The 18,649-nt window shown below is 70.5% G+C and carries 20 protein-coding genes; 6 read left to right on the forward strand and 14 right to left on the reverse strand.

Features of this window, described 5'->3' with window-relative positions; translation table 11 throughout:
* Nucleotides 1–71 precede the first annotated feature (71 nt).
* The 4 genes from GQR16_RS13565 to GQR16_RS13575 form a co-directional block, all read right to left on the reverse strand.
* Complete coding sequence (locus GQR16_RS13565; RefSeq protein WP_246200835.1) at nucleotides 72–539, reverse strand: fasciclin domain-containing protein; 468 nt, start codon at nucleotides 537–539, stop codon at nucleotides 72–74.
* Nucleotides 475–984, reverse strand: a complete 510-nt coding sequence (locus tag GQR16_RS19945; RefSeq protein WP_246200837.1) for a hypothetical protein — start codon at nucleotides 982–984, stop codon at nucleotides 475–477. Before GQR16_RS19945 ends, GQR16_RS13565 begins: the two co-directional genes overlap by 65 nt.
* Nucleotides 985–1,094: 110 nt before the next feature.
* Nucleotides 1,095–1,397, reverse strand: coding sequence for a DUF4286 family protein (locus GQR16_RS13570; protein WP_157415678.1), 303 nt, complete (start codon nucleotides 1,395–1,397; stop codon nucleotides 1,095–1,097).
* Nucleotides 1,397–3,037 carry a flavin-containing monooxygenase gene (locus GQR16_RS13575; protein WP_157415679.1) on the reverse strand — a complete coding sequence of 547 codons (1,641 nt, stop codon included), beginning with the start codon at nucleotides 3,035–3,037 and terminating at the stop codon, nucleotides 1,397–1,399. Before GQR16_RS13575 ends, GQR16_RS13570 begins: the two co-directional genes overlap by 1 nt.
* A gap of 170 nt (nucleotides 3,038–3,207) precedes the next feature.
* On the opposite strand from GQR16_RS13575, the gene GQR16_RS13580 reads away from it, so the two are divergent.
* On the forward strand, nucleotides 3,208–4,146 hold the full coding sequence (locus GQR16_RS13580; protein ID WP_157415680.1) for an SDR family NAD(P)-dependent oxidoreductase: 939 nt from the start codon (nucleotides 3,208–3,210) through the stop codon (nucleotides 4,144–4,146).
* 84 nt (nucleotides 4,147–4,230) lie between these two features.
* On the opposite strand, the gene GQR16_RS13585 is transcribed toward GQR16_RS13580, so the two are convergent.
* From GQR16_RS13585 to GQR16_RS13600, 4 genes are read right to left on the reverse strand one after another with little or no spacing between them, the layout of a single operon-like run.
* On the reverse strand, nucleotides 4,231–4,944 hold the full coding sequence (locus GQR16_RS13585; protein ID WP_157415681.1) for a TetR/AcrR family transcriptional regulator: 714 nt from the start codon (nucleotides 4,942–4,944) through the stop codon (nucleotides 4,231–4,233).
* A gap of 2 nt (nucleotides 4,945–4,946) precedes the next feature.
* Nucleotides 4,947–5,459: an HtaA domain-containing protein gene (locus tag GQR16_RS13590; RefSeq protein WP_157415682.1), complete on the reverse strand. Its 513-nt coding sequence runs from the start codon at nucleotides 5,457–5,459 to the stop codon at nucleotides 4,947–4,949.
* Nucleotides 5,456–6,124 (reverse strand): carboxymuconolactone decarboxylase family protein, encoded by a 669-nt coding sequence (locus GQR16_RS13595; RefSeq protein ID WP_157415683.1) that lies wholly within the window; start codon nucleotides 6,122–6,124, stop codon nucleotides 5,456–5,458. Before GQR16_RS13595 ends, GQR16_RS13590 begins: the two co-directional genes overlap by 4 nt.
* Nucleotides 6,125–6,138: 14 nt before the next feature.
* Entirely contained in the window at nucleotides 6,139–6,936 is a 798-nt protein-coding gene (locus GQR16_RS13600; RefSeq protein WP_157415684.1) for an SDR family oxidoreductase, read from the reverse strand.
* 192 nt (nucleotides 6,937–7,128) lie between these two features.
* On the opposite strand from GQR16_RS13600, the gene GQR16_RS13605 reads away from it, so the two are divergent.
* From GQR16_RS13605 to GQR16_RS13625, 5 genes are all read left to right on the forward strand, one after another.
* On the forward strand, nucleotides 7,129–7,944 hold the full coding sequence (locus tag GQR16_RS13605; protein ID WP_170298500.1) for an IclR family transcriptional regulator: 816 nt from the start codon (nucleotides 7,129–7,131) through the stop codon (nucleotides 7,942–7,944).
* A gap of 267 nt (nucleotides 7,945–8,211) precedes the next feature.
* Nucleotides 8,212–9,444 carry an NAD(P)/FAD-dependent oxidoreductase gene (locus tag GQR16_RS13610; RefSeq protein ID WP_157415686.1) on the forward strand — a complete coding sequence of 411 codons (1,233 nt, stop codon included), beginning with the start codon at nucleotides 8,212–8,214 and terminating at the stop codon, nucleotides 9,442–9,444.
* 53 nt (nucleotides 9,445–9,497) lie between these two features.
* Nucleotides 9,498–9,821: a ferredoxin gene (gene fdxA / locus GQR16_RS13615; protein WP_157415687.1), complete on the forward strand. Its 324-nt coding sequence runs from the start codon at nucleotides 9,498–9,500 to the stop codon at nucleotides 9,819–9,821.
* Nucleotides 9,822–9,824: 3 nt separating this feature from the next.
* Nucleotides 9,825–11,177, forward strand: coding sequence for an FAD-dependent oxidoreductase (locus GQR16_RS13620; RefSeq protein ID WP_157415688.1), 1,353 nt, complete (start codon nucleotides 9,825–9,827; stop codon nucleotides 11,175–11,177).
* Between the two features lie 2 nt (nucleotides 11,178–11,179).
* Nucleotides 11,180–12,385, forward strand: a complete 1,206-nt coding sequence (locus GQR16_RS13625; RefSeq protein ID WP_157415689.1) for an Mrp/NBP35 family ATP-binding protein — start codon at nucleotides 11,180–11,182, stop codon at nucleotides 12,383–12,385.
* A gap of 150 nt (nucleotides 12,386–12,535) precedes the next feature.
* Here GQR16_RS13625 and GQR16_RS13630 read toward each other — a convergent pair whose 3' ends face one another.
* From GQR16_RS13630 to GQR16_RS13655, 6 genes are all read right to left on the reverse strand, one after another.
* Nucleotides 12,536–13,840 carry a CaiB/BaiF CoA transferase family protein gene (locus tag GQR16_RS13630; RefSeq protein WP_211373518.1) on the reverse strand — a complete coding sequence of 435 codons (1,305 nt, stop codon included), beginning with the start codon at nucleotides 13,838–13,840 and terminating at the stop codon, nucleotides 12,536–12,538.
* Entirely contained in the window at nucleotides 13,837–14,985 is a 1,149-nt protein-coding gene (locus tag GQR16_RS13635; RefSeq protein ID WP_157415690.1) for a thiolase family protein, read from the reverse strand. The genes GQR16_RS13630 and GQR16_RS13635 overlap by 4 nt, the downstream gene beginning before the upstream one ends.
* A gap of 4 nt (nucleotides 14,986–14,989) precedes the next feature.
* On the reverse strand, nucleotides 14,990–15,484 hold the full coding sequence (locus GQR16_RS13640) for a Zn-ribbon domain-containing OB-fold protein (RefSeq protein WP_157415691.1): 495 nt from the start codon (nucleotides 15,482–15,484) through the stop codon (nucleotides 14,990–14,992).
* Entirely contained in the window at nucleotides 15,481–15,693 is a 213-nt protein-coding gene (locus GQR16_RS13645; RefSeq protein ID WP_157415692.1) for a ferredoxin, read from the reverse strand. The genes GQR16_RS13640 and GQR16_RS13645 overlap by 4 nt, the downstream gene beginning before the upstream one ends.
* Nucleotides 15,693–16,997: a cytochrome P450 gene (locus tag GQR16_RS13650; RefSeq protein WP_157415693.1), complete on the reverse strand. Its 1,305-nt coding sequence runs from the start codon at nucleotides 16,995–16,997 to the stop codon at nucleotides 15,693–15,695. Before GQR16_RS13650 ends, GQR16_RS13645 begins: the two co-directional genes overlap by 1 nt.
* Before the next feature lie 157 nt (nucleotides 16,998–17,154).
* Nucleotides 17,155–18,648 (reverse strand): aldehyde dehydrogenase, encoded by a 1,494-nt coding sequence (locus tag GQR16_RS13655; protein ID WP_157415694.1) that lies wholly within the window; start codon nucleotides 18,646–18,648, stop codon nucleotides 17,155–17,157.
* Nucleotide 18,649: the final 1 nt, after the last annotated feature.

Here is an 18,649-nt window from a genome sequence, read left to right on the forward strand (position 1 = left end):
GGGCGATCCCGGTCACCGCGAACCGCCCTCGTCGAAGCGCTCGGCGAGGGCGGTCGCACGACGACTCCGCTTCAGAGCACGCCGGGCACGAGCACGCGGTCGATTCTGTGGATCACGCCGTTGGAGGCCGTGATGTTGATGCCCGAGACCACCAGGCGCGGATCGGTGAACGCCGGGTTCTCGTCGCGCAGCGTGAGCAGGCGCGGCTTCACGATGCCGCCGTTGGCCATCGTGAGCGACTTCGACAGCACGACGCGGATCGGGCCGAGCTGCTTGCCCGGAACGACGTGGTACAGCAGCACGTTGGTGAGCTGCTCAGCCGTCAGGGCGCCCGAGATGGTCGCGAGCGCGTCGGCCTTGCTGGCCGGCGCGGTGCCGGTCAGGTCCTTCACGAGCCGGAGGAACGCCCGGTCGTTGGGGGTGAAGGCCGTGAACTTCGTCGACGTGTCCGAGAGCGTGGTGACGATCGCTGCATCACCGCCCGCACCGGCCGTACGGCTCGCCGTCGTTCGGCCGCACGTCGTGGAGCGAGGCGGCATCGCGGCACAGGATCGCGAGCAGGTCGCCCACGGCCAGGTCGGCGGGCAGCAGCGACGGCCGTTCGGGTGAGCCGAGCAGCGCCGGCGTCGAGCGCACGGTCGAGATCCGGGCGATGAGACGCGCATCCACGGGCAGGGCCTCGACGTTCGCGAGGTCGGCGTCGAGCTGCACGAGTCGGTCGCCCGAACGGTCGTCCACGCGGGTCACCCGAGCGACGACGACCGACACGGTCTCCTCGTGCGAGGCACGGCCGCCGGTGCCCGGCTGCACGGCGGCCGCGGTGTGCACGCACGGGGTGCCGCAGACCTCGGCGAGTCGACGCAGCGAGACCGCGGCGATCACGACGTCGTCGAGTCCGGCCACCGTGTTCGCCGGCCAGTGGCGGGCCACGATCGGGTCGGGGATCAGGCGGCGCATGGACGGGAGGATGCTGGTGAGCGTCATGTCTCCGGTGTACGCCGCCGCGGGGCTGTCGGCGCCGGCCCATACGGATCCCGAACGGCTCGGGCCATGATCCTCATGGCCCGCCGTCGGGGCGGGCCGACGCCGTCGAGTCAGGCCGGCAGGTAGGGGGCCACGATCATCGCGCTGAGGTCCATCGTGTCGCTCATGCCGAGCCCGGAGCCGAACATGAGGTCGCGGGCATCGGTCGCCGGGCCGTCGATCTCGTAGATCGTCGCGTAGCGGAACGGCGCCGCGCCGCCGGGCTCCTCGCCCAGCCGCAGCCGGTGCGCCGCGACGAAGCCGGGGAGCGCGAGCACCTCGGGCACGTGCGTGCCCCAGTACCATTCGCGGAACTCCTCGTCGCGGCCCGGAACGGAGTTGACGAGCGCGATGAGCGCTTCGTGTGCTGCCATCAGACACCTGCTTTCTCGTGCACGGGGGCGAAGGCGCCGCCGTAGTCGGGGGTCTCGGTCAACTCGCCGAGCATCTCGTGGAGCTTGGGCCGGCCGCCGGGGTTGAGCAGGAACTTGCGAGGCTTCCCCTGCACGTTGGCCCCGTAGTAGTGGCTGTGCTCGGCCGAGAAGATCGAGAGCGGCGCGAGGGTCTCGACCATGGTCATCCAGGCGGCCTCGTGCTCGGCGGTCGGCTCGAAGCGATCGAAGCCCTGCTCGCGGGCGTGGATGAGGGTCGTCGCGATCCAGTCGACCTGGTCCTGCGAGTAGCGCGGGTAGTTGCCGCCGCCCGCGCCGTGCGGGCCGCCCGGGAAGAAGAAGTTCGGCAGACGGTGGGCGGTGAACCCGGCGAAGTCCGAGGGGCCGTCCTCCCAGTCGGTGCTGAGATCGAGGCCGTCGCGGCCGACGACGCCCATGCGGGTGAGCGCGCCCGTACCGAAGTCGAAGCCCGTCGCGTACACGATGATGTCGTAGTCGCGGTGGCCTTCGGTGGTCTGGATGCCGGTGGCGTCGACGCGCACGAAGGGCGTCTCGCGCAGCGAGACGAGCGAGACGTTCGGCTTGTTGAACGACTCGTAGTAGTCGGCGATGAACGGAGGACGCTTCGCGCCGAAGAGGTGGTCGGTCGGGATGAGTCGCTCAGCGGTGACGGGGTCGGCGACGATCGAGCGGACCTTGTTCGCGAGGAACGCGCAGAACTCGAGGTTCGCCTCGCGGTTCGTCGTCATGTCGTAGTAGTTCGACGTGAGCTTGCCGAAGCCCGGCGCCTTCCAGATCTGCTCGTAGAACGCCTGACGCTCCTCCGGCGTGTCATCGGTCGAGAACCTGCCGGCGGGCGGATGCATGAACCCGGTCGGGTTGGCCGGAGAGGTGAGCGTCTGCACGATCTGCTCGAAGTTCTCGCTGAGCCATGCGTGCTTCTCGTCGGTCAGCGGCGCGTTGTTGAGCGGGGTCGTCCACGTGGGGGTGCGCTGGTAGAGGTCGACCTGCGCGGCGATCTCGGAGATCACCGGCAGGATCTGGGCCCCGCTCGGACCGTTGCCGATGATCGCGACGCGCTTGCCCGCGAAGTCGAGGGGCTCGCGGGGCCAGGCGCCGGTGTGGTGGCCCTCGCCCCGGAAGTCCTCGAGTCCGTCGATCTCGGGATAGTGCGGCACCGAGAGTCCGCCCGTCGCCGAGATGACCCATCGCGCCCGGAACGTCTCGCCTGCGGCCGTCGCGATGTCCCAGCTCGTCGCCTCCTCGTTCCAGACGGCCGAGACGACGCGCTGCCCCGTGCGGATGTGCCGACGCAGGTCGAAGCGGTCGACGACGTGGTTGAGGTAGCGCTCGATCTCGGGCTGCGTGGCGAACTCCTCCTCCCACTTCCAGTCGGCGAAGAGCTCCTTCGAGAAGAGGTAGCCGTATGTGTAGCTCTCGGAGTCGAAGCGGGCCGCCGGGTAGCGGTTCCAGTACCAGACTCCGCCGACGTCGTCGCCGGCCTCGAGGGTCAGCGCGGTGAACCCGGCCTCGATCGCCCGGTGGAGGGCGTAGATGCCGACGACGCCGGCCCCGATCACCAGTACTTCGACGTCGACGTCCTTGTCGGTCTTGCTCGTCATGCGGCTCGCTCCTGATCTTGTGCTCTGCCTGCGGCATCGCCGAAAGCTAAGCACATCTGCTGAAAACAGGCAAGCAGACTCTACACATGCACTCATTGACGGGCATCCGGGGAATTGCAGGAATTCATCATGTGTGATGAAATCCATGAACGATCACTCAAGGGAGAATGATGAACGCACCAGCTGACCTCCGCTTCGACGGACGCGTCGCCGTCGTCACCGGCGCCGGCCGCGGCCTCGGCCGGGCACACGCGCTGCTGCTCGCCGAACGAGGAGCCAAGGTCGTCGTCAACGACTTCGGCGGCTCGAAGGAGGGCGTCGGCAACGACACCGGCCCCGCGAACGATGTCGTCGCCGAGATCCTCGCCGCCGGCGGGGAGGCCATCGCCGATGCGAGCGACATCGGCGTCGAGGCGAACTGCCACGCCCTCGTCGAGAAGACGGTCCGCGAGTTCGGCCGCATCGACGTGCTCGTCAACAACGCCGGCATCTCGAGGTGGGCCTCGTTCCCCGAGGCCGACGCCGACAACCTCGAGCGCACGCTCGACGTGCACCTCCGCGGAACCTGGCACACGACGCGTGCGGCCTGGCCGCATTTCGAGGCCCAGGGCTACGGACGGGTGATCACGACCGTGTCGACCGGCATGCTCGGACTGGCCGACAACCTCGCCTACGCCACCGCGAAGGGCGCGCTCATCGGCTTCACACGCAGCCTCGCCGTCGCGGCGGCCCCCAAGGGCATCCTCGTCAACGCCATCGCCCCGAACGCGATCACGCGGCCGAGCGAGACGGCGACCAAGCCGAACATCGTGACGTCGGCACCGATGGACCCGGCCCGCCTGCAGGCCATGGAGACCGGCCTCGTCTCACCCATGGTCGCACTCCTCTCGCACGAGACCTGCCCGGTGAACGGCGAGATCCTCGTGGCAGGCGCCAAGCGCTTCTCGCGCTGGTTCCTCGGCATCACGCCCGGCTGGCTCTCCGACGGCGACCCGACGCCCGAGCAGATCGCGGCCAACTGGGACGAGATCAACGATCGAGACGGCTATTACGTGCCCGAGAGCCTCACGGACTGGTCGTCGCGATTCATGGCGCACCTCGTGGCCTGAGCCCCACGCGGCATCCGAACTCCTGAGAAGGGGGCGCGAGCGAAACCGCTCGCGCCCCCTTCGGCGTCGCCGGCACGCCCGACCTCAGTCGGCCGCGACCACCCGAGGGTCGCCGGGGACGGTCGGTGCGACGAGACCGGCGGCCAGGTACACGACGAGATCGTCGATCAGCACGTCGATCTTCACGGGCTGCGCGCGCTTGAGCTGCGCCGCCTGATACCGGGCGAGCGTGTGCACCGCGCTCGTGAGCGTGACCCACCAGCGTTCATCGAGCACCGCGGCGGGCACGTCGGGCACGAGCCGCGCGAGCAGCGCACGAAGCGTGATGACGGATGCCCCGGTGTGCACGCCCTGGTTCGTGAGGCCCTCGTAGCCGCCCTCCTCGGTGATGAAGAGCGAGAGGAAAGCGAGGTAGTGGTTGTCGGGCCGGATGTGGATGGCGAGCGGTCGCACGAACGCGCTCACGACGTCGGCGACGGTCGGCGCCACGCCGCCGAGCATGAGCCCGGCCACGAGGTCGGCGCGCTCGAGCTCGCTCTCGGACCCTCGGGACTCCATGATCGCCGTCACGAGCGCCTCGCGGTCGCCGAAGTGGTACTGCACGGCCGCATGGTTGCGCTGGCCGGCCTCTGCGCCGATGTCACGCAGCGGCACCGCTGAAATCCCGTGCTCGGCGAAGAGGCGCTCGGCGGCCGAGAGGATGAGCTGGCGAGTGGCCTCGCCCCGCACGTTTCCGCGCTCCACCGAGACCCGACGCGTGGACCGGCGGGCGGCGCCTTCAGACGCGGATTGAGACATGCTTAGGAATCTAGCGCGATCCTGATGCTGATCGGGGCCATCTCGGTGCCCGCCGGGTAGACCGTGCCGAACAGATCGACCGCGGCCGGCGCCAACTGCGTCGGCACACCGCTCCAGGTGAGGCCGGCTTCGTCGGCCTCGGGGAGCGCCGCCGCGAGCGCGACGACCGCGAGGAGCTCGTCGGGGTCGTCGGCGACGTGGGTGGCGAGCACGCCGCGGTCGGGCCCGACGACGATCTCGGGGTCCTTGATGAGGATGTCCATGAGGCCGCCGTGCGCGACGAAGCGCACCGATCCCACGAACGAGAATCGCCAGTCGGCACCCTCGCGGACCGCCCGCCGCAATGGGAACGAGAAGACCCCGCCCTCCCGCTCGACCGCGCCGCCGTCGACCGTGTAGCCGCCGCGCGCGATCTTCGTCACGTAGGTCGTGAGCGAATCGCGGACGGCCCAGTCGAGCGCGTCCTCCATGGCGATCGCCACGGCCTCGGGCGTCGCCGCCGTCGTGGTCGTCATGAGGCGTCCTTCGGTGCACGATGCCCGGGCGGGAACCCGACCATGCCGTCCTCGAGCTCGAGCCCGAGGTTGCGGAACGCGATGCAGTGCATGTCGTAGGTGCCGATGGTGAACACGAAGTCGATGAGCTGCTGTCGATCGAGCTGCGCCGCGATGCCGGCCCACGTCTGTTCGGAGATCAGGCGGTCGCCCGTGACCATCTCGTCGATCGACCGCACCAGCACCGCGTCTTCCGGGCTCCACCCCGCGGCATCCGGCCCCTCGGAGAGCGCGGCGACCTCGGCCTCGGTGAGCGCGCCGCTCGCCGTGCTCATCCAGACGTGCTGGGCCCACTCGTACTCGCCGTAGCCGAGCCACGTCGTGCGGAGGATCGCGATCTCGCGCTGGCGGTCCGAGAGCGTCGACTTGCGCAGGTGGTTCGAGAACGGCATCCACCCGCGGATGAAGTCGGGGTGCCAGGCGTAGATGCCGAGGATGTTCGCCTTCGGGCGCTGCACCGGGCCGTCGGCGGGCGCACCTCCCGGCGCGTGGGCTCGGAGCACCGAGAACGCCTCGTCGACGTCGTCGGTCCACTCGTCGGTGGGGCGCGGAGGCACGCGGGGGACGGTGGGCTCGCTCGCGTCGGCGGCCTCGATGGGGTGGGTGGTGTCGATGGTGTCGGTCATGTCGTCGTCTCCGATCAGCCGATGAAGGATCCGCCGTTGACGCTGAGCGTCTGGCCCGTGACGTAGCCCGCCTGGTCGGACACGAGGTAGGAGACCGCCGCGGCGATGTCCTCCCCGACGCCGACCCGGCCGACCGGGATGTACTTGGCCATGTCGTCGGCCGAGGGGATGGTGCCGGCGGCGCGCTTCTTCGCGACGCTCGGGGTGTCGACCGACGACGGGGCGACGGTGTTCACGGTGATGCCGGCCTTGCCGAACTCGACGGCGAGGGCCTTCGTCATCGCCATCTGCCCGCCCTTCGAGGCCGCGTAGTGGGCCATGCGGGGCGCGCCGCGCTGGGCGCTCGACGACGAGATGAGCACGATGCGACCCCATCCGGCCTCGACGAGGTCGGGCAGGCTCGCCTGCACGGTGTTGAAGGTGCCGGTGAGGTTGATGCCGAGCACCGTGTTCCACTGCTCGAGGGTCATCTCGAGGAAGGCCTGCTGCGGTGCGACGGCCGCGTTCGCGACCACCACGGCGATGGGGCCGAGGTCGGCGCGGATCCGGGCGAGCGCGGCGTCGACCTGTTCGCGGTCGGCGACGTCGGCGTCATACCCGCGGGCGATGCCGCCACCCGTCGCGATGCCGTCGGCCGCCGCGGCGGCGGTGCCCGGCGTGCGGCCGATGATCGCGACGGCGAAGCCGTCTTCGGCGAGCCGCTGGGCGATCGACAGCCCGATGCCCCCTGCGGCGCCCGTGATGACGGCGACCTTCTGCTCGGGGGCGGCGGTCTCGCCCGGTGCGGCGACGGGCGCCTCGGCGATCGACATGTCGTACTTCCTCTCCATTGAAGGCCGGGAGGGAACACGACTCGCCAATGAGAGGGGTTCGCGCCCGGTGACGCTAGTGTCGTTCAACGGAACATCTGTTCTGTTGAGCAACAGCAAATAGAATGCTTGCGCAGCGGTCGGATGTCAAGCCACTGTTGGCAGGTACACGCGACGAATGGGCAGGCGATGAGCATGGCGACCGATGAGGCCGGGACCGACACGGGAGAGGCGAGCCGCCGCCGCCAACCCCTCGCCCGTGGCATCGAGCTGCTCACCTATATGATCGAGAGCCCCAAGGACTCGCACGGCGTTCGCGAACTCGCCGGCCGGCTGGGCGTCAGCCCGAGCACCGCGCACCGCCTCATCACCGATCTCGAGAAGCTCGGCCTCGTGCGCCGCGCCGAGAACGGCACCTCCTACCGGCTCGGACTCGAGTTCCTTCGGCTCGCATGGCTCACGACCGGCCGCTACCCCTCGCAGGAACTCGCGCTCGGTGTACTGCAGGACCTCGTCGCACAGACCGGCGAATCCGCGTTCTCGTCGCTCTACAACGACCAGCGCCACGAGATGATGTTCACCTCGACGGTCGAGTCCCCGCATCCGCTCCGGTACTCCCTCCCCCTTCAGCAATGGATGCCGCTGCACGGCGGTGCGAGCGGGCTCGTGATCCTCGCCTTCCTGCCCGAGGAGGTGCAGCGGGAGATCGTCCGCAAGCCGCTCGCGCAACTCACCCCCGACACGATCACCGACCCCGACGCACTCCTCGAGCGCCTCGTGCAGATCCGCCGAGACGGCTACGCCATCACGCGCGGAGAGCGCATCAGCGGCGCGGTGGCGATCGCCGCCCCCGTCTTCGGCCTGGTTCCCGGAGCGATCGCGGGCGCGGCGGGCATCTCGGTCCCCGAGTCGCGCTTCGACGAATCGAAGACGACGGCCTTCGCGATCGACGTCCGCGAGGCGGCCGCGCAGATCACGGCCAACATCAGCGGGCAGCACCTCGACCGCTGATCGACTGACGACCGCGCGCTGATCGGCTGACGACCGCTCGCCGATCGGCGCACGCCGCAGCCCGATCCTCTCGCCCGGCGGCCAGAGCGCACGTTCGTGCTGCCCGGGATCCCGTGCTCGCGGCGGCATTCGGCGACCCCGATCCACGCTCCCTCGGTTGACATCGCTCGACGCTCCAGCGATACTCACTGTTGCGTAATAGCGAATTACTGTTCCGTTGAACAGAACCCATCGTCACCCCCGACAGCGAAGTTGAGGACCAGCACCATGAGCGAAACCGGCGCCGACCGTCACGTCGTGATCATCGGAGCGTCACTGGCGGGCACGCGCACCGCACAGGGCCTGCGCACCCACGGCCACACCGGGCGGATCACCCTGATCGGCGCCGAGGACGAGCTCCCCTACGACCGGCCGCCGCTGTCGAAGGAGCTCCTGACCTCCGACTGGTCCGACGAATCCGTCGCCGGCGTGCGCCTCGTCACCCAAGCAGAACTCGACGACCTCGACATCGACCTCCGGCTCGGCGTCGCCGCGACCGGGCTCGACCTCGACACGCGAACGGTCGACCTCGCCGACGGCACCGGTGTCGCGTACGACGTGCTCGTCATCGCGACGGGCGCAGGAGCACGCCCGTCGCCGTGGAATCCGCCCTCGGGCGTGCTGCAGCTGCGCACCCTCGCCGACTCCCGCGCCATCGCCGAGCGACTCGCGTTGCAGGAACCCGTCGTCGTCGTCGGCGGCGGATTCATCGGCACCGAGATCGCCGCTGCCGCGATCGGCTTCGGCTGCGCCGTGACCGTCGTCGACCCCGTGGCCGAGCCCATGACCCGACTCGTCGGCGCCGAGATCGCCGGCGCCCTCGTCGAACTCCACCGCGACAACGGCGCCGTGACCCGCTTCGGCGTCGGCGTCACCGACATCCGCGGTGAGGCCGGCGACCTCACCGTCGTGCTCGACGACGGATCCGAGCTGCGCGCCTCCACCGCGATCGTCGGCATCGGCTCGGTCGCCAACACCGGCTGGCTCGAGGACTCGAGCCTCACCATCGCGAACGGCGTCGTCACCGACCCCTACCTCCGCGCGATCGGCACCGAGGGCGTCTACGCGATCGGCGACGTCGCCCGCTGGCCGCACCCCGGCCACGGCACCGACATCCGCGCCGAGCACTGGACGAACGCGAGCGACCAGGCGCGCTACGTCGCGACCGCGATCACGCAGGGCGTGAGCGCCCCGTTCGACTCCGCCGACTACGTCTGGTCCGACCAGTACGCCTGGAAGGTGCACTCCGTCGGCCGCCGCGACGCCGCGGGCACGTCGATCGTGGTCGGCGACCTCGACGCCGACGGGCGCGTCGCCGTCATCCACGCCGACGCCGACGGCATCGCCTGCGGCGCCGTCACGGTCAACTGGGTGCGCGCGCTGAACCAGGTGCGCCGCCTGCTCGCCGCCGGCCGCCCGGCCGCGGACATCGTCGACGAACTCGGCCTGCGCGCCGCCTGACGGCCGAGCACCGGCATCCGCGACATCCCGACACCCTGAAGGAAGGAACCGTCATGGTCTACGTGGTCACCGAAGCCTGCGTCGACGTGCAGGACAAGAGCTGCATGCAGGAATGCCCCGCCGACTGCATCTTCGAGGGCGGGCGCATGACCTACATCAACCCCGACCTCTGCATCGACTGCGGTGCGTGCGTCACCGCATGCCCGGTCGACGCCGTCTACTACGACGCCGAACTGCCGGCGGACCAGGAGGCGTACCTCGATCTCAACGAGCGGTTCTTCGCCGAGGTCGAGACCCCCAAGAGCGGCCGCAAGGCCGGGAAGATCTTCTTCGACGTCGACGAGATCGCGGCCCTCGCGCCGCGCGGAAAGGCCTGAACCATGTCCCCCACCCGTGTCGCCGTGATCGGCTCCGGACCCTCCGGCGCGTACACCGCCCAACTGCTCACCGAGGAGTCGGAGTCACCGGTCGAGGTCGACGTGTTCGACCGACTGCCAACGCCCTTCGGCCTCGTGCGCTACGGCGTCGCGCCCGACCACCCCCGCATCAAGTCGATCATCACCTCATTCACCGACGTGTTCGAGGAGACGCCCGGCCTGCGATTCCTCGGCAACGTCGAGATCGGCCGCGACGTCTCGCTCGACGAGCTCCGCACGCACTACGACGCCGTCGTCTTCGCCCACGGCGCGCCGCACGATCGGCGCCTCGGAATCCCCGGCGAAGACCTCGGTGGCATCAGCGCGGTCCGCGAGTTCGTCTCCTGGTACCAGGGACACCCCGACCAGTCCGTCGACGCGTTCCTGCTCGAGGGCGGCCGCCGCGCCGTCGTCGTCGGCGTCGGCAACGTCGCGCTCGACGCGGCGCGCATGCTCGTGCGCGAGGTGCCCGACCTCCGCGCGACCGACATCCCCGAGCACGTCGTCGAGGCCTTCGCCGCGAGCACGATCGACGAGGTCGTCGTCATCGGTCGCCGCGGACCCGGCTACGCGAAGTTCACCAACAAGGAGTTCATCGAGCTCCTCGAGGTCGAATCGACCGACGTGCTCATCGACCCAGCCGACCTCGAGTTCGATGCCGACCAGCAGGCCTTCGTCGACGCCGATCCGGCCGCGCGGCGACTCGTGTCGACCTTCCAGAAGGCCGCGGAGCGCGGGTCGCTCGGGCGCGCCAAGACGATCCGGTTCCTCTTCGACCGCACGCCCGTCGAGTTCGTCGGCGAGAACGGCGCGGTCACCGGTATCCGCCTCGCCAGGACGAGCGACCCGACGGTGACCGAGACGCTCGACGTCGACCTCGCCCTGCGATCGGTCGGATACCTCGGCAAGCCGCTCGACGGGCTGCCCTTCGACGAGCGCAGCGGCACCATCCCGCACCTCGACTCTCGCGTCGCCGAGGGCGACGACGTCGTGCCCGGCGTCTACGTCGCCGGCTGGATCAAGCGCGGACCGAACGGCGTCGTCGGCACCAATCGCAAGTGCGCCCTCGAGACCGTGACCTCGATCCTCGCGGATGTCGCGGCCCGCGGAGGCGCGTCGACCTCGACGTCGGCCGCCGACGTCGACGCCCTGCTCCGAGAGCGCGGCGTCGAGGTCGTCGACTGGGCCGCCTGGCGCGCGATCGAGGCCGCCGAGATCGCCGCTGGAGCGGCCGTCGGCCGTGAGCGCATCAAGCTCCACCGGCGCGAGGACATGCTCCGCGCGGCGAGCCCGGCCCCCGAGTACGCCGGGGCCTAGCCGTGCCTCGCACCGCCACGGGGGCGAACGCCGCTGCCGACGCCGAGACCGCAGACGCGGCAACCGTCTCCGCTACCGTCTCCGCCGTCCGCGAGGCGGTCGGCGCGGTGACCGACCCGGAGCTGCGACGGCCGCTCGGCGAGCTCGACATGATCCACGCGGTCGCGGTCGCCGACGGCGTCGCCTCCGTCGGCATCCTGCTCACGATCGCGGGCTGCCCGATGGCGCAGCGCATCGAACGCGACGTGCACGACGCAGCGGCGGGGGTGCGCGGCATCCGCGAGGTGCACGTCGACGTCGGCGTCATGGACGACGACCAGCGCGCCGCGCTCACCGCGAAGCTCCGCGGCGGGCGCCCGACCGCGGCCAATCCGTTCACGGCCGACTCGCTGACGCGCGTCATCGCGGTCACGAGCGGCAAGGGCGGGGTCGGCAAGTCGAGCGTGACCGCCAACCTCGCTATCGCGCTCGCCAACCGCGGGCTCCGCGTCGGGCTCATCGACGCCGACGTGCACGGCTTCTCCATCCCCGGGCTCGTCGGGCTGGTCGACCCCGACGGTCGCATCCAGCGCCCGACCCGGGTCGAGGACCTCGCCCTCCCGCCCGTCGCCTACGGCGTCAAGACGATCTCGATCGGCATGTTCCTGAAGCCCGGCGCCGAAGACACCGCGGTGCCCTGGCGCGGTCCGATGCTGCACCGCACGCTGGAGCAGTTCCTCGGCGAGGTCTACTTCGGCGACCTCGACCTCCTGCTCATCGACATGCCGCCCGGCACGGGCGACGCGGCGATCTCGGTCGGCCACCTGCTCCCCCATGCGGAGGTGCTCGTCGTGACGACCCCGCAGCGGGCGGCGGCCAGCGTGGCCGTCCGGAGCGGCCAGCTCGCCCTCCAGCTCGGCCAACGACTGCTCGGCGTCGTCGAGACGATGGCTCCGGCCGCGATGCCCGACGGTTCGGTCTTCGAACCGTTCGGCTCGGGTGGCGGTGAAGCCGTCGCCGCACGTCTCTCGACGCCAGACGACGCCGTGCGCGTCATCGCCTCGATCCCGTTCAGCACGGCGCTGCGGTCCGGCGGCGACGAGGGCCTCCCGGTCGTGGCCGAGCACCCGGCCGACCCCGCTGCACGCGCCTTCGCCGAGCTCGCAGCGACGCTCTCCGTGCGGGCTCGCGGCCTCGCGGGCATCAGGCTGCCGCTCGCGGTCGCCTGACGTCGTTCGCCGTCGCCCGGCATCCGTTCGCCGTCGCCCGACCTCGCTCGACGCCCTCGCCGAGCACATCGCCGAGGCGCAACGAAGGGCCGGATGTCCCGCATCCGGCCCTTCGCCTCCCGTCCGCACGACCTGCGGCCGCACAGGAGCTCAGCGCGCGCCGACCCGCTCGGGTGCGGCGCCGACGATGCCGTCCTCGATGAGCGCGGCCACGTCGTCGTCGGTGAAGCCCAGTTCGCCCGCGAGGAGCTGCACCGTGTCGCCGCCGAGGGCCGGCGGATACCCGGGCTCCACGTCGGCGGTGTCCACGAACCTGATCGGCGTCGCGACGTTCTCGAACGAGACCTCCTCGTTCTGCACGGTCACCAGCGAACCGTCGGCGGCCGCGCGCGCATCGCCGAGCGCTTCGAGTACGTTCTTGACCGGCGCGACGGGCACCGACGCCGCGGTGAGCGCGTCGACCCACTCCGCTGCCGGCCGCTCGGCGATCCGGGCCTCGAGCAGGTCCCAGAGCTCATGCTTGTTCCGCAGCCGCGAGGCCGCGTCGACGAAGCGGGGGTCGTCGACGAGCGCGTCGAGCCCGAGCACGCGGCAGAAGTCCTCCCACATCCGCGGCGTGTTCGCCGTGACCACGAACTCGCGCCCGTCGCCGCCGCGGAACGAGCGGTACGTGGCGATGGAGTCGTGCGCTGCACCCTGGGGGCCCGGCGCCGTCTCGTTGACGCCCGCGTAGAGCGCCTGGTACGACAGCATCGCGAGCTGCCCGCGCAGCATCGACACGTCGACGATGCGTCCGAGGCCGGTCTCGGCGCGGGCGTTGAGCGCCGCCAGGATGCCGATGACCGCATAGAGCCCGGCGACGACGTCGCCGGCCGGGATGCCGAGGCGCGCAGCAGGTGAACCGGGGTGTCCGTTGAGGCTCATGACGCCGCTGAGCGCCTGCACGACCATGTCGTAGGCGGGCCGGTCGCGCCACGGGCCCTCCTGGCCGAATCCGCTGATCGAGGCCCAGACGAGCGACGGATGCTCCGCCACGACGCCCTCGGGCGCCAGGCCCAGGCGCGTGGTGACCCCTGGCCGGAAGTTCTCGATCACGACGTCGGCGCCGGCGATGAGCCGCCGCACGACCTCCTGCCCGCGCGGGGACTTGAGGTCGATCGCGATGCTCCGCTTGTTGCGGTTGTTGGCCAGGAAGTACGCGCTGTCGCCGCCGACCTCGGGCCCGGCGATCGCGCGACTCGAGTCCCCCGCGAGCGCCTCGACCTTGACGACGTCCGCGCCGAGGTCGCCGAGCAGCTGCGTCGCAGACGGCCCCGAGAGGAACGTCGTCAGGTCGATGACGCGCACGCCCTCGAGGGGCGGGCGCTGCACGCCGATGCCGGCGCCCGCACCGGCACGCGCGGTGCCGTCGCCGATCGGGTCGCCCGCGGCATCCGCCCCTCTGCCGGCGCTCACGCCGCCTCGAAGAGGTGCACGGTGCAGGCGCCGTGGTCGAGGCCGGCGGTGCCGCCGCCCGTGACGTGCGTCATCGCCCACCGGGCATCGTCGATCTGACGGTCGCCGGCGTTGCCCGTGAGCTGCCAGAACGCCTCGGCGATCTGCGCGACGCCGCTGGCGCCGACCGGGTGCCCCTTGGCGAGCAGGCCGCCGCTCGGGTTGACGACCACGTCGCCCCCGAAGGTCGTGCGGCCGTCGCGGATGAGGTCGATGCCGCGCCCGCGCTCGGCGAGCCCGAATGCCTCGTAGTAGACGAGCTCGGCGATCGAGAACGCGTCGTGCAGTTCGATCATGTCGAGGTCCTCTGGGCCGATGCCCGCGGCCTCGTATGCGTCGTGCGCCGAGTGCGCGCTGATCTCGGGGTAGGTCATGTCGCGGAACCCCTCGGAGACCCGGCCCGAGTGCAGCACCGAGGCGGCGACGCGCATGCTCGACGAGATGCCGAGCCGGGCGCGCGCACGCTCGGAGGCGAGCACGACGACGGCCGCACCGTCGCCGGTGGGGCAGCACATGAGCAGCGTCAACGGGTCGGCGACCGGGCGGGCGCCGAGCACCTCCTCGACGCTCACCTCCGTGCGGAACTGCGCGAACGGGTTGAGCGCGCCGTGCCTGCGGGCCTTCACGCTGACCAGCGCGAGGTCCTCGGGGGTCGCCTCGGTCTCGTAGAGATACCGGTTGGCGCGCATGGCGTAGACGGCGGGCATGACGATGCCCTGCTTCACCTCGCGGTCCTCGGGCGAGAGGGGCAGGGTGCCTCCGCCGAACTGGGTGAGCTTCTCGACGCCGATCACGACGGCGACCTCGACGAGTCCCTGCGCGATCGCCGACCAGGCCTCGTGCACGGCGGTCGCACCGCTCGAGCAGGCGTTGTCGACGTTGACGGTCGGCACGCCGCCCAGGCCGATCTCCTTGCAGATGCGCTGGCCGGTCATCATGCCGCCGTACGAGTGACCGACGTAGACCGCGTCGACGTCGGCTTTCTCGACGCCCGCGCCGCGGAGGGCGTCGATGAGCGGGGGCACGGCGAGGCCGACGTACGACGACGAGCGGTGCTTGCCGAACGGCACCATGGCCGCGGAGATCACGTGGACGTTCTCGGTCATCGGGTCAGTCCTCTTCTACTTCGTCATGCGGGTTCGCGTGCAGGTTCGCGTCCGCTGCCGCAGGGGCGGATGCTGCGGGGGCGGATGCCGCGGGCCCGGCGCTCGGCGCGAAGTACCAGTCGTCGCCGTCGACGGCGAACTCGACCGCCAGGCCGGGCTGCAGCGGTTGGCCGTCTTCACGGAGGTCGGCGAGGGTGCGCACGTCGCCGGCCAGGTCGACGTAGCCGAGTGCGCGAACCCCGGCAGCGCCGACGTGCAAGCGGGTGAAGGCGTAGAGCACGCCGGTGGCCGGCAGCGCGACGCGGGTGACGGCGGTGCCGACGCAGTCGCTGCAGACGATGCGGTCGCCGAGCATGGTGCGCCCGCAGGCGTCGCAGCGCGTGCCCACCAGTCGCGGACCCTCGTCGAAGAGGTCGACGAGGCCGTCGGCGTCGAGGTCGGGCACGGGGAGGGAGACGGACGCCTCGATGCGAGCGGCCTCGGAGGTCGTGGGGGTCATGCCGTCGCTCCGTTCTCTGCGAGCGCCCGCGCGATGGCACGCGTCGGGCATACATCGATGGCCTGTTGGATCTGCGCCTCGGGGTCGCCGTGGTCGTCGATCACGATCGCCACGCTGATGTCGTCGAGGTCGAAGGTCGCGGGCGCGTAGAACGTGCACTGGCCGGAGCCCATGCAGCGGTCGCGGTCGACCGTGAGGTGCTCGGACATCAGGCCTCCACCGGGGCGGACTCGACGGCCTCGTGGCGCAGGTAGAGGTGGGTGTGACCGCGGAACTTGTAGCTGCGGATGAGATCCCACTCGCGGTTGTCGGCAGGGCCGTGGTGCCACTCGTCGATCGAGATGCTCGTGGTGCGCTCGAGGATGCGCTGGATCGTGAACACGGCCTCGGCGCGCGCGAGCGGGGCGCCGGGGCAGGTGTGGATGCCACGACCGAAGGCGAGGTGCTGGCGGGCGTTGGGCCGCTCGGCGTCGAAGCGCGACGGGTCCTCGAAGACGCGGCCGTCGCGGCCGGACGCGCCGTGCAGCAGCATCACCACGGTGCCGACGGGGAGGTCGAGACCGCCCAGCTCGGTCGGGCGCTTCGTCAGGCGGAAGGACCCCTTGATGGGCGCCTCGACCCGGAGCGTCTCCTCGATGAACTTCGGGATGAGGCTGAAGTCCTGTCGAAGGCGCTCCTGCAGTTCGGCGTCGTCGGCGATGCGCTGCATGGTGATGCCCATGAGCTGCACGGTCGTCTCCTGGCCTGCGGCGAACATGTTCGAGGCGATGCGGGCCACCTCGATGGGCTCGGGGAGCGAGCCGTCGGGGAAGGTCGCGAGCGCCATGCCGGTGAGCACGTCGTCTCGAGGTGCGAGGCGTCGCTCCTCGATGCGGGCCACGAAGTACTCGTAGAGCCGCTCGAGGCTGCTGTGGTGGTTCGCCTGGAGTTCGAGGTTGCCGAGCACGGGGCCGGGCTCGGACGCGAGCAGGTCGAGCAGCATCTGGTGGTCTTCGACCGGCACGCCGAGCAGGTCGGCGACGGCGAGGATCGTGTAGCCCTTGCAGTAGTCCCAGATGAACTCGCTCTTGCCCGTGGCCAGGATCTGGTCGAGGTAGCGGTCGGCCGTGTCCTTCAGGAACTGCTCGTTCTCCTTGAGGCGCTTCGGCGTGATGAGGCCCATGAGGATCGACCTGTGGTCGGTGTGCATGGGCGGATCGAAGGTGACGATCTGGTCGTTCTGCGCGAAGAAGGAGCGGTGCTGCTCGAGGATCTCCGAGATGTCGTCGCCGACGATCTCGAAGGGCAGGTCGACGACGGGGCCGCCGGTGCGGTTGATCGACGAGTAGACGTCGGGCTGGTGGTAGACCTGCAGGGCCTCTTCGTAGCCGGTGACGATGACCACGCCGTATTTGGGCTCCTGGAACACGGGGTGGTTCGCGAGCATGTGGTCGAAGTACGGCTCGGCCTTCGCGGCGACCTCGGGGTCGGTGAAGAAGTCGGTGTCCGCTGGGGAGATCTCGACGGTGGTCATCGTGTGGTTCCTTTTCTCATTCGTTCGGTATTACCGAACGTCTGTACCGTATAACGATACGAATAGCTTGGCCGGTCGCTCCGTGACTGTCAAGGGATCGGCGGGCGGGAACGGGCCGCACCGGGAACGCGTCAGCGCACCGGTGCGGCCCGGCGACTCACTGGAAGCGGGTCGGGGTGCCGTCGAGCAGCACGGTCTTCGACTCCAAGTACGGTGCGACGCCCTGGATGCCGCCCTCGCGGCCAACGCCCGACTGCTTGAAGCCGCCGAAGCCCATGCGGGTGTCGGTCTTGAAGCCGTTGTGGCCGACCGTTCCCGAACGCAGTCGACGGGCGACCTGGTAGGCCCGGTCGTTGTCGTTGGTGAAGACCGCGTTGTTCAGGCCGTACTGGGTGTCGTTGGCGAGCTCGATCGCGTGCTCCTCGTTCTCCGCCGGGATCACCGAGATGACCGGCCCGAAGAGCTCCTCCTGGGCGATCGTCGAACGGTTGTCGACGTTGCCGAAGACCGTCGGCTCCACGAAGTAGCCGCGGTCGAGGTGCGCGGGTCGCTTGCCGCCGGTGACGAGACGAGCGCCGTCGGCGATGCCCTGCTGGATGTAGCCGAGCACGCTCTGCTGCTGCTTGGCCAGCGCGAGCGGGCCGAGCTGCGTCTCGGGGTCGAACGGGTCGCCGACCTTGACCGAGCCGAACGTCGAGGCGAGCGCATCGACGAACTCGTCGTGGCGGTGCTTGGACACGATGACCCGGGTGAGCGACATGCAGACCTGGCCGTTGAGCGAGCACTCCTGCTGCGAGATCGATGCGGCGGCGGCCGAGAGGTCGTAGTCGTCGAGGAGCACCGCGGCCGACTTGCCGCCGAGTTCGAGCGTGTACCGGGCGAGACGGCCGCCCGCGGTGGCGGCGATCTGCCGACCCACCGCACTCGACCCGGTGAACGCGATCTTGTCGACGCGCGGGTCGCGCACGAGCTGCTCCGAGACGGTGCGGTGGCCGTTGACCACGTTGAGCACACCGGCCGGCAGGCCGATCTCATGGGCGATCTCGGCGAGGATGTAGAGCTCGCCCGGAGCCTCTGGCGGCGCCTTGAGCACGATCGTGCACCCGGCGAGCAGCGCGGGGGCGATCTTGTAGGCGGCGAGCGAGAGCGGGGTGTTCCACGGCACGATGGCCCCGACGACGCCGACCGGCTCGTTCACGACCGCGCCGAACGCGGCGAACTCGGGGGTGTCGAGGGTCTCCCACGGGTAGGTCTCGGCGAGATCCGCGTAGTACTCGAAGAGGTTGGGGACCCGCGAGATGGAGCCGACGGCCATCCGGAACGTCGGTCCGGTCTGGCGCGTCCAGAAGGTCGCCGCCTCCTCGGAGCGGGCGCGCAGCCCGGCCGCGAGCTTGCGGAGGTACTCGGCCCGCTCGCGCGGCTCGAGGAACGGCCACGGCGAGTGGTCGAAGGCGTGGCGCGCGGCGGCGATCGCCGCGTCCATGTCCTGCGGGGTCGTCTCGGCGATGCGGTAGAAGCTCTCCTCCGTCGTCGCGTCGATGACCTCGAGGGTCGAGGCGCCTGCCGGGGCGACCCATGAGCCGTCGATGTAGAGACGGTCGGGGTGCTGCAGGCTGATGGGGGTCTCGCGGACCGTGAGCACGTCGGTCACG

The organism is Agromyces allii, from assembly GCF_009749385.1.
In the GTDB taxonomy this organism is placed as follows: domain Bacteria; phylum Actinomycetota; class Actinomycetes; order Actinomycetales; family Microbacteriaceae; genus Agromyces; species Agromyces allii.

Bases quoted from the DNA above. Each gene is read 5' to 3' on its own strand.
- GQR16_RS13565 (WP_246200835.1), bottom strand. From the start codon at position 539: ATGCCGCCTCGCTCCACGACGTGCGGCCGAACGACGGCGAGCCGTACG.
- GQR16_RS19945 (WP_246200837.1), bottom strand. From the start codon at position 984: ATGACGCTCACCAGCATCCTCCCGTCCATGCGCCGCCTGATCCCCGAC.
- GQR16_RS13570 (WP_157415678.1), bottom strand. From the start codon at position 1,397: ATGGCAGCACACGAAGCGCTCATCGCGCTCGTCAACTCCGTTCCGGGC.
- GQR16_RS13575 (WP_157415679.1), bottom strand. From the start codon at position 3,037: ATGACGAGCAAGACCGACAAGGACGTCGACGTCGAAGTACTGGTGATC.
- GQR16_RS13580 (WP_157415680.1), top strand. From the start codon at position 3,208: ATGAACGCACCAGCTGACCTCCGCTTCGACGGACGCGTCGCCGTCGTC.
- GQR16_RS13585 (WP_157415681.1), bottom strand. From the start codon at position 4,944: ATGTCTCAATCCGCGTCTGAAGGCGCCGCCCGCCGGTCCACGCGTCGG.
- GQR16_RS13590 (WP_157415682.1), bottom strand. From the start codon at position 5,459: ATGACGACCACGACGGCGGCGACGCCCGAGGCCGTGGCGATCGCCATG.
- GQR16_RS13595 (WP_157415683.1), bottom strand. From the start codon at position 6,124: ATGACCGACACCATCGACACCACCCACCCCATCGAGGCCGCCGACGCG.
- GQR16_RS13600 (WP_157415684.1), bottom strand. From the start codon at position 6,936: ATGTCGATCGCCGAGGCGCCCGTCGCCGCACCGGGCGAGACCGCCGCC.
- GQR16_RS13605 (WP_170298500.1), top strand. From the start codon at position 7,129: ATGGCGACCGATGAGGCCGGGACCGACACGGGAGAGGCGAGCCGCCGC.
- GQR16_RS13610 (WP_157415686.1), top strand. From the start codon at position 8,212: ATGAGCGAAACCGGCGCCGACCGTCACGTCGTGATCATCGGAGCGTCA.
- fdxA (WP_157415687.1), top strand. From the start codon at position 9,498: ATGGTCTACGTGGTCACCGAAGCCTGCGTCGACGTGCAGGACAAGAGC.
- GQR16_RS13620 (WP_157415688.1), top strand. From the start codon at position 9,825: ATGTCCCCCACCCGTGTCGCCGTGATCGGCTCCGGACCCTCCGGCGCG.
- GQR16_RS13635 (WP_157415690.1), bottom strand. From the start codon at position 14,985: ATGACCGAGAACGTCCACGTGATCTCCGCGGCCATGGTGCCGTTCGGC.
- GQR16_RS13640 (WP_157415691.1), bottom strand. From the start codon at position 15,484: ATGACCCCCACGACCTCCGAGGCCGCTCGCATCGAGGCGTCCGTCTCC.
- GQR16_RS13645 (WP_157415692.1), bottom strand. From the start codon at position 15,693: ATGTCCGAGCACCTCACGGTCGACCGCGACCGCTGCATGGGCTCCGGC.
- GQR16_RS13650 (WP_157415693.1), bottom strand. From the start codon at position 16,997: ATGACCACCGTCGAGATCTCCCCAGCGGACACCGACTTCTTCACCGAC.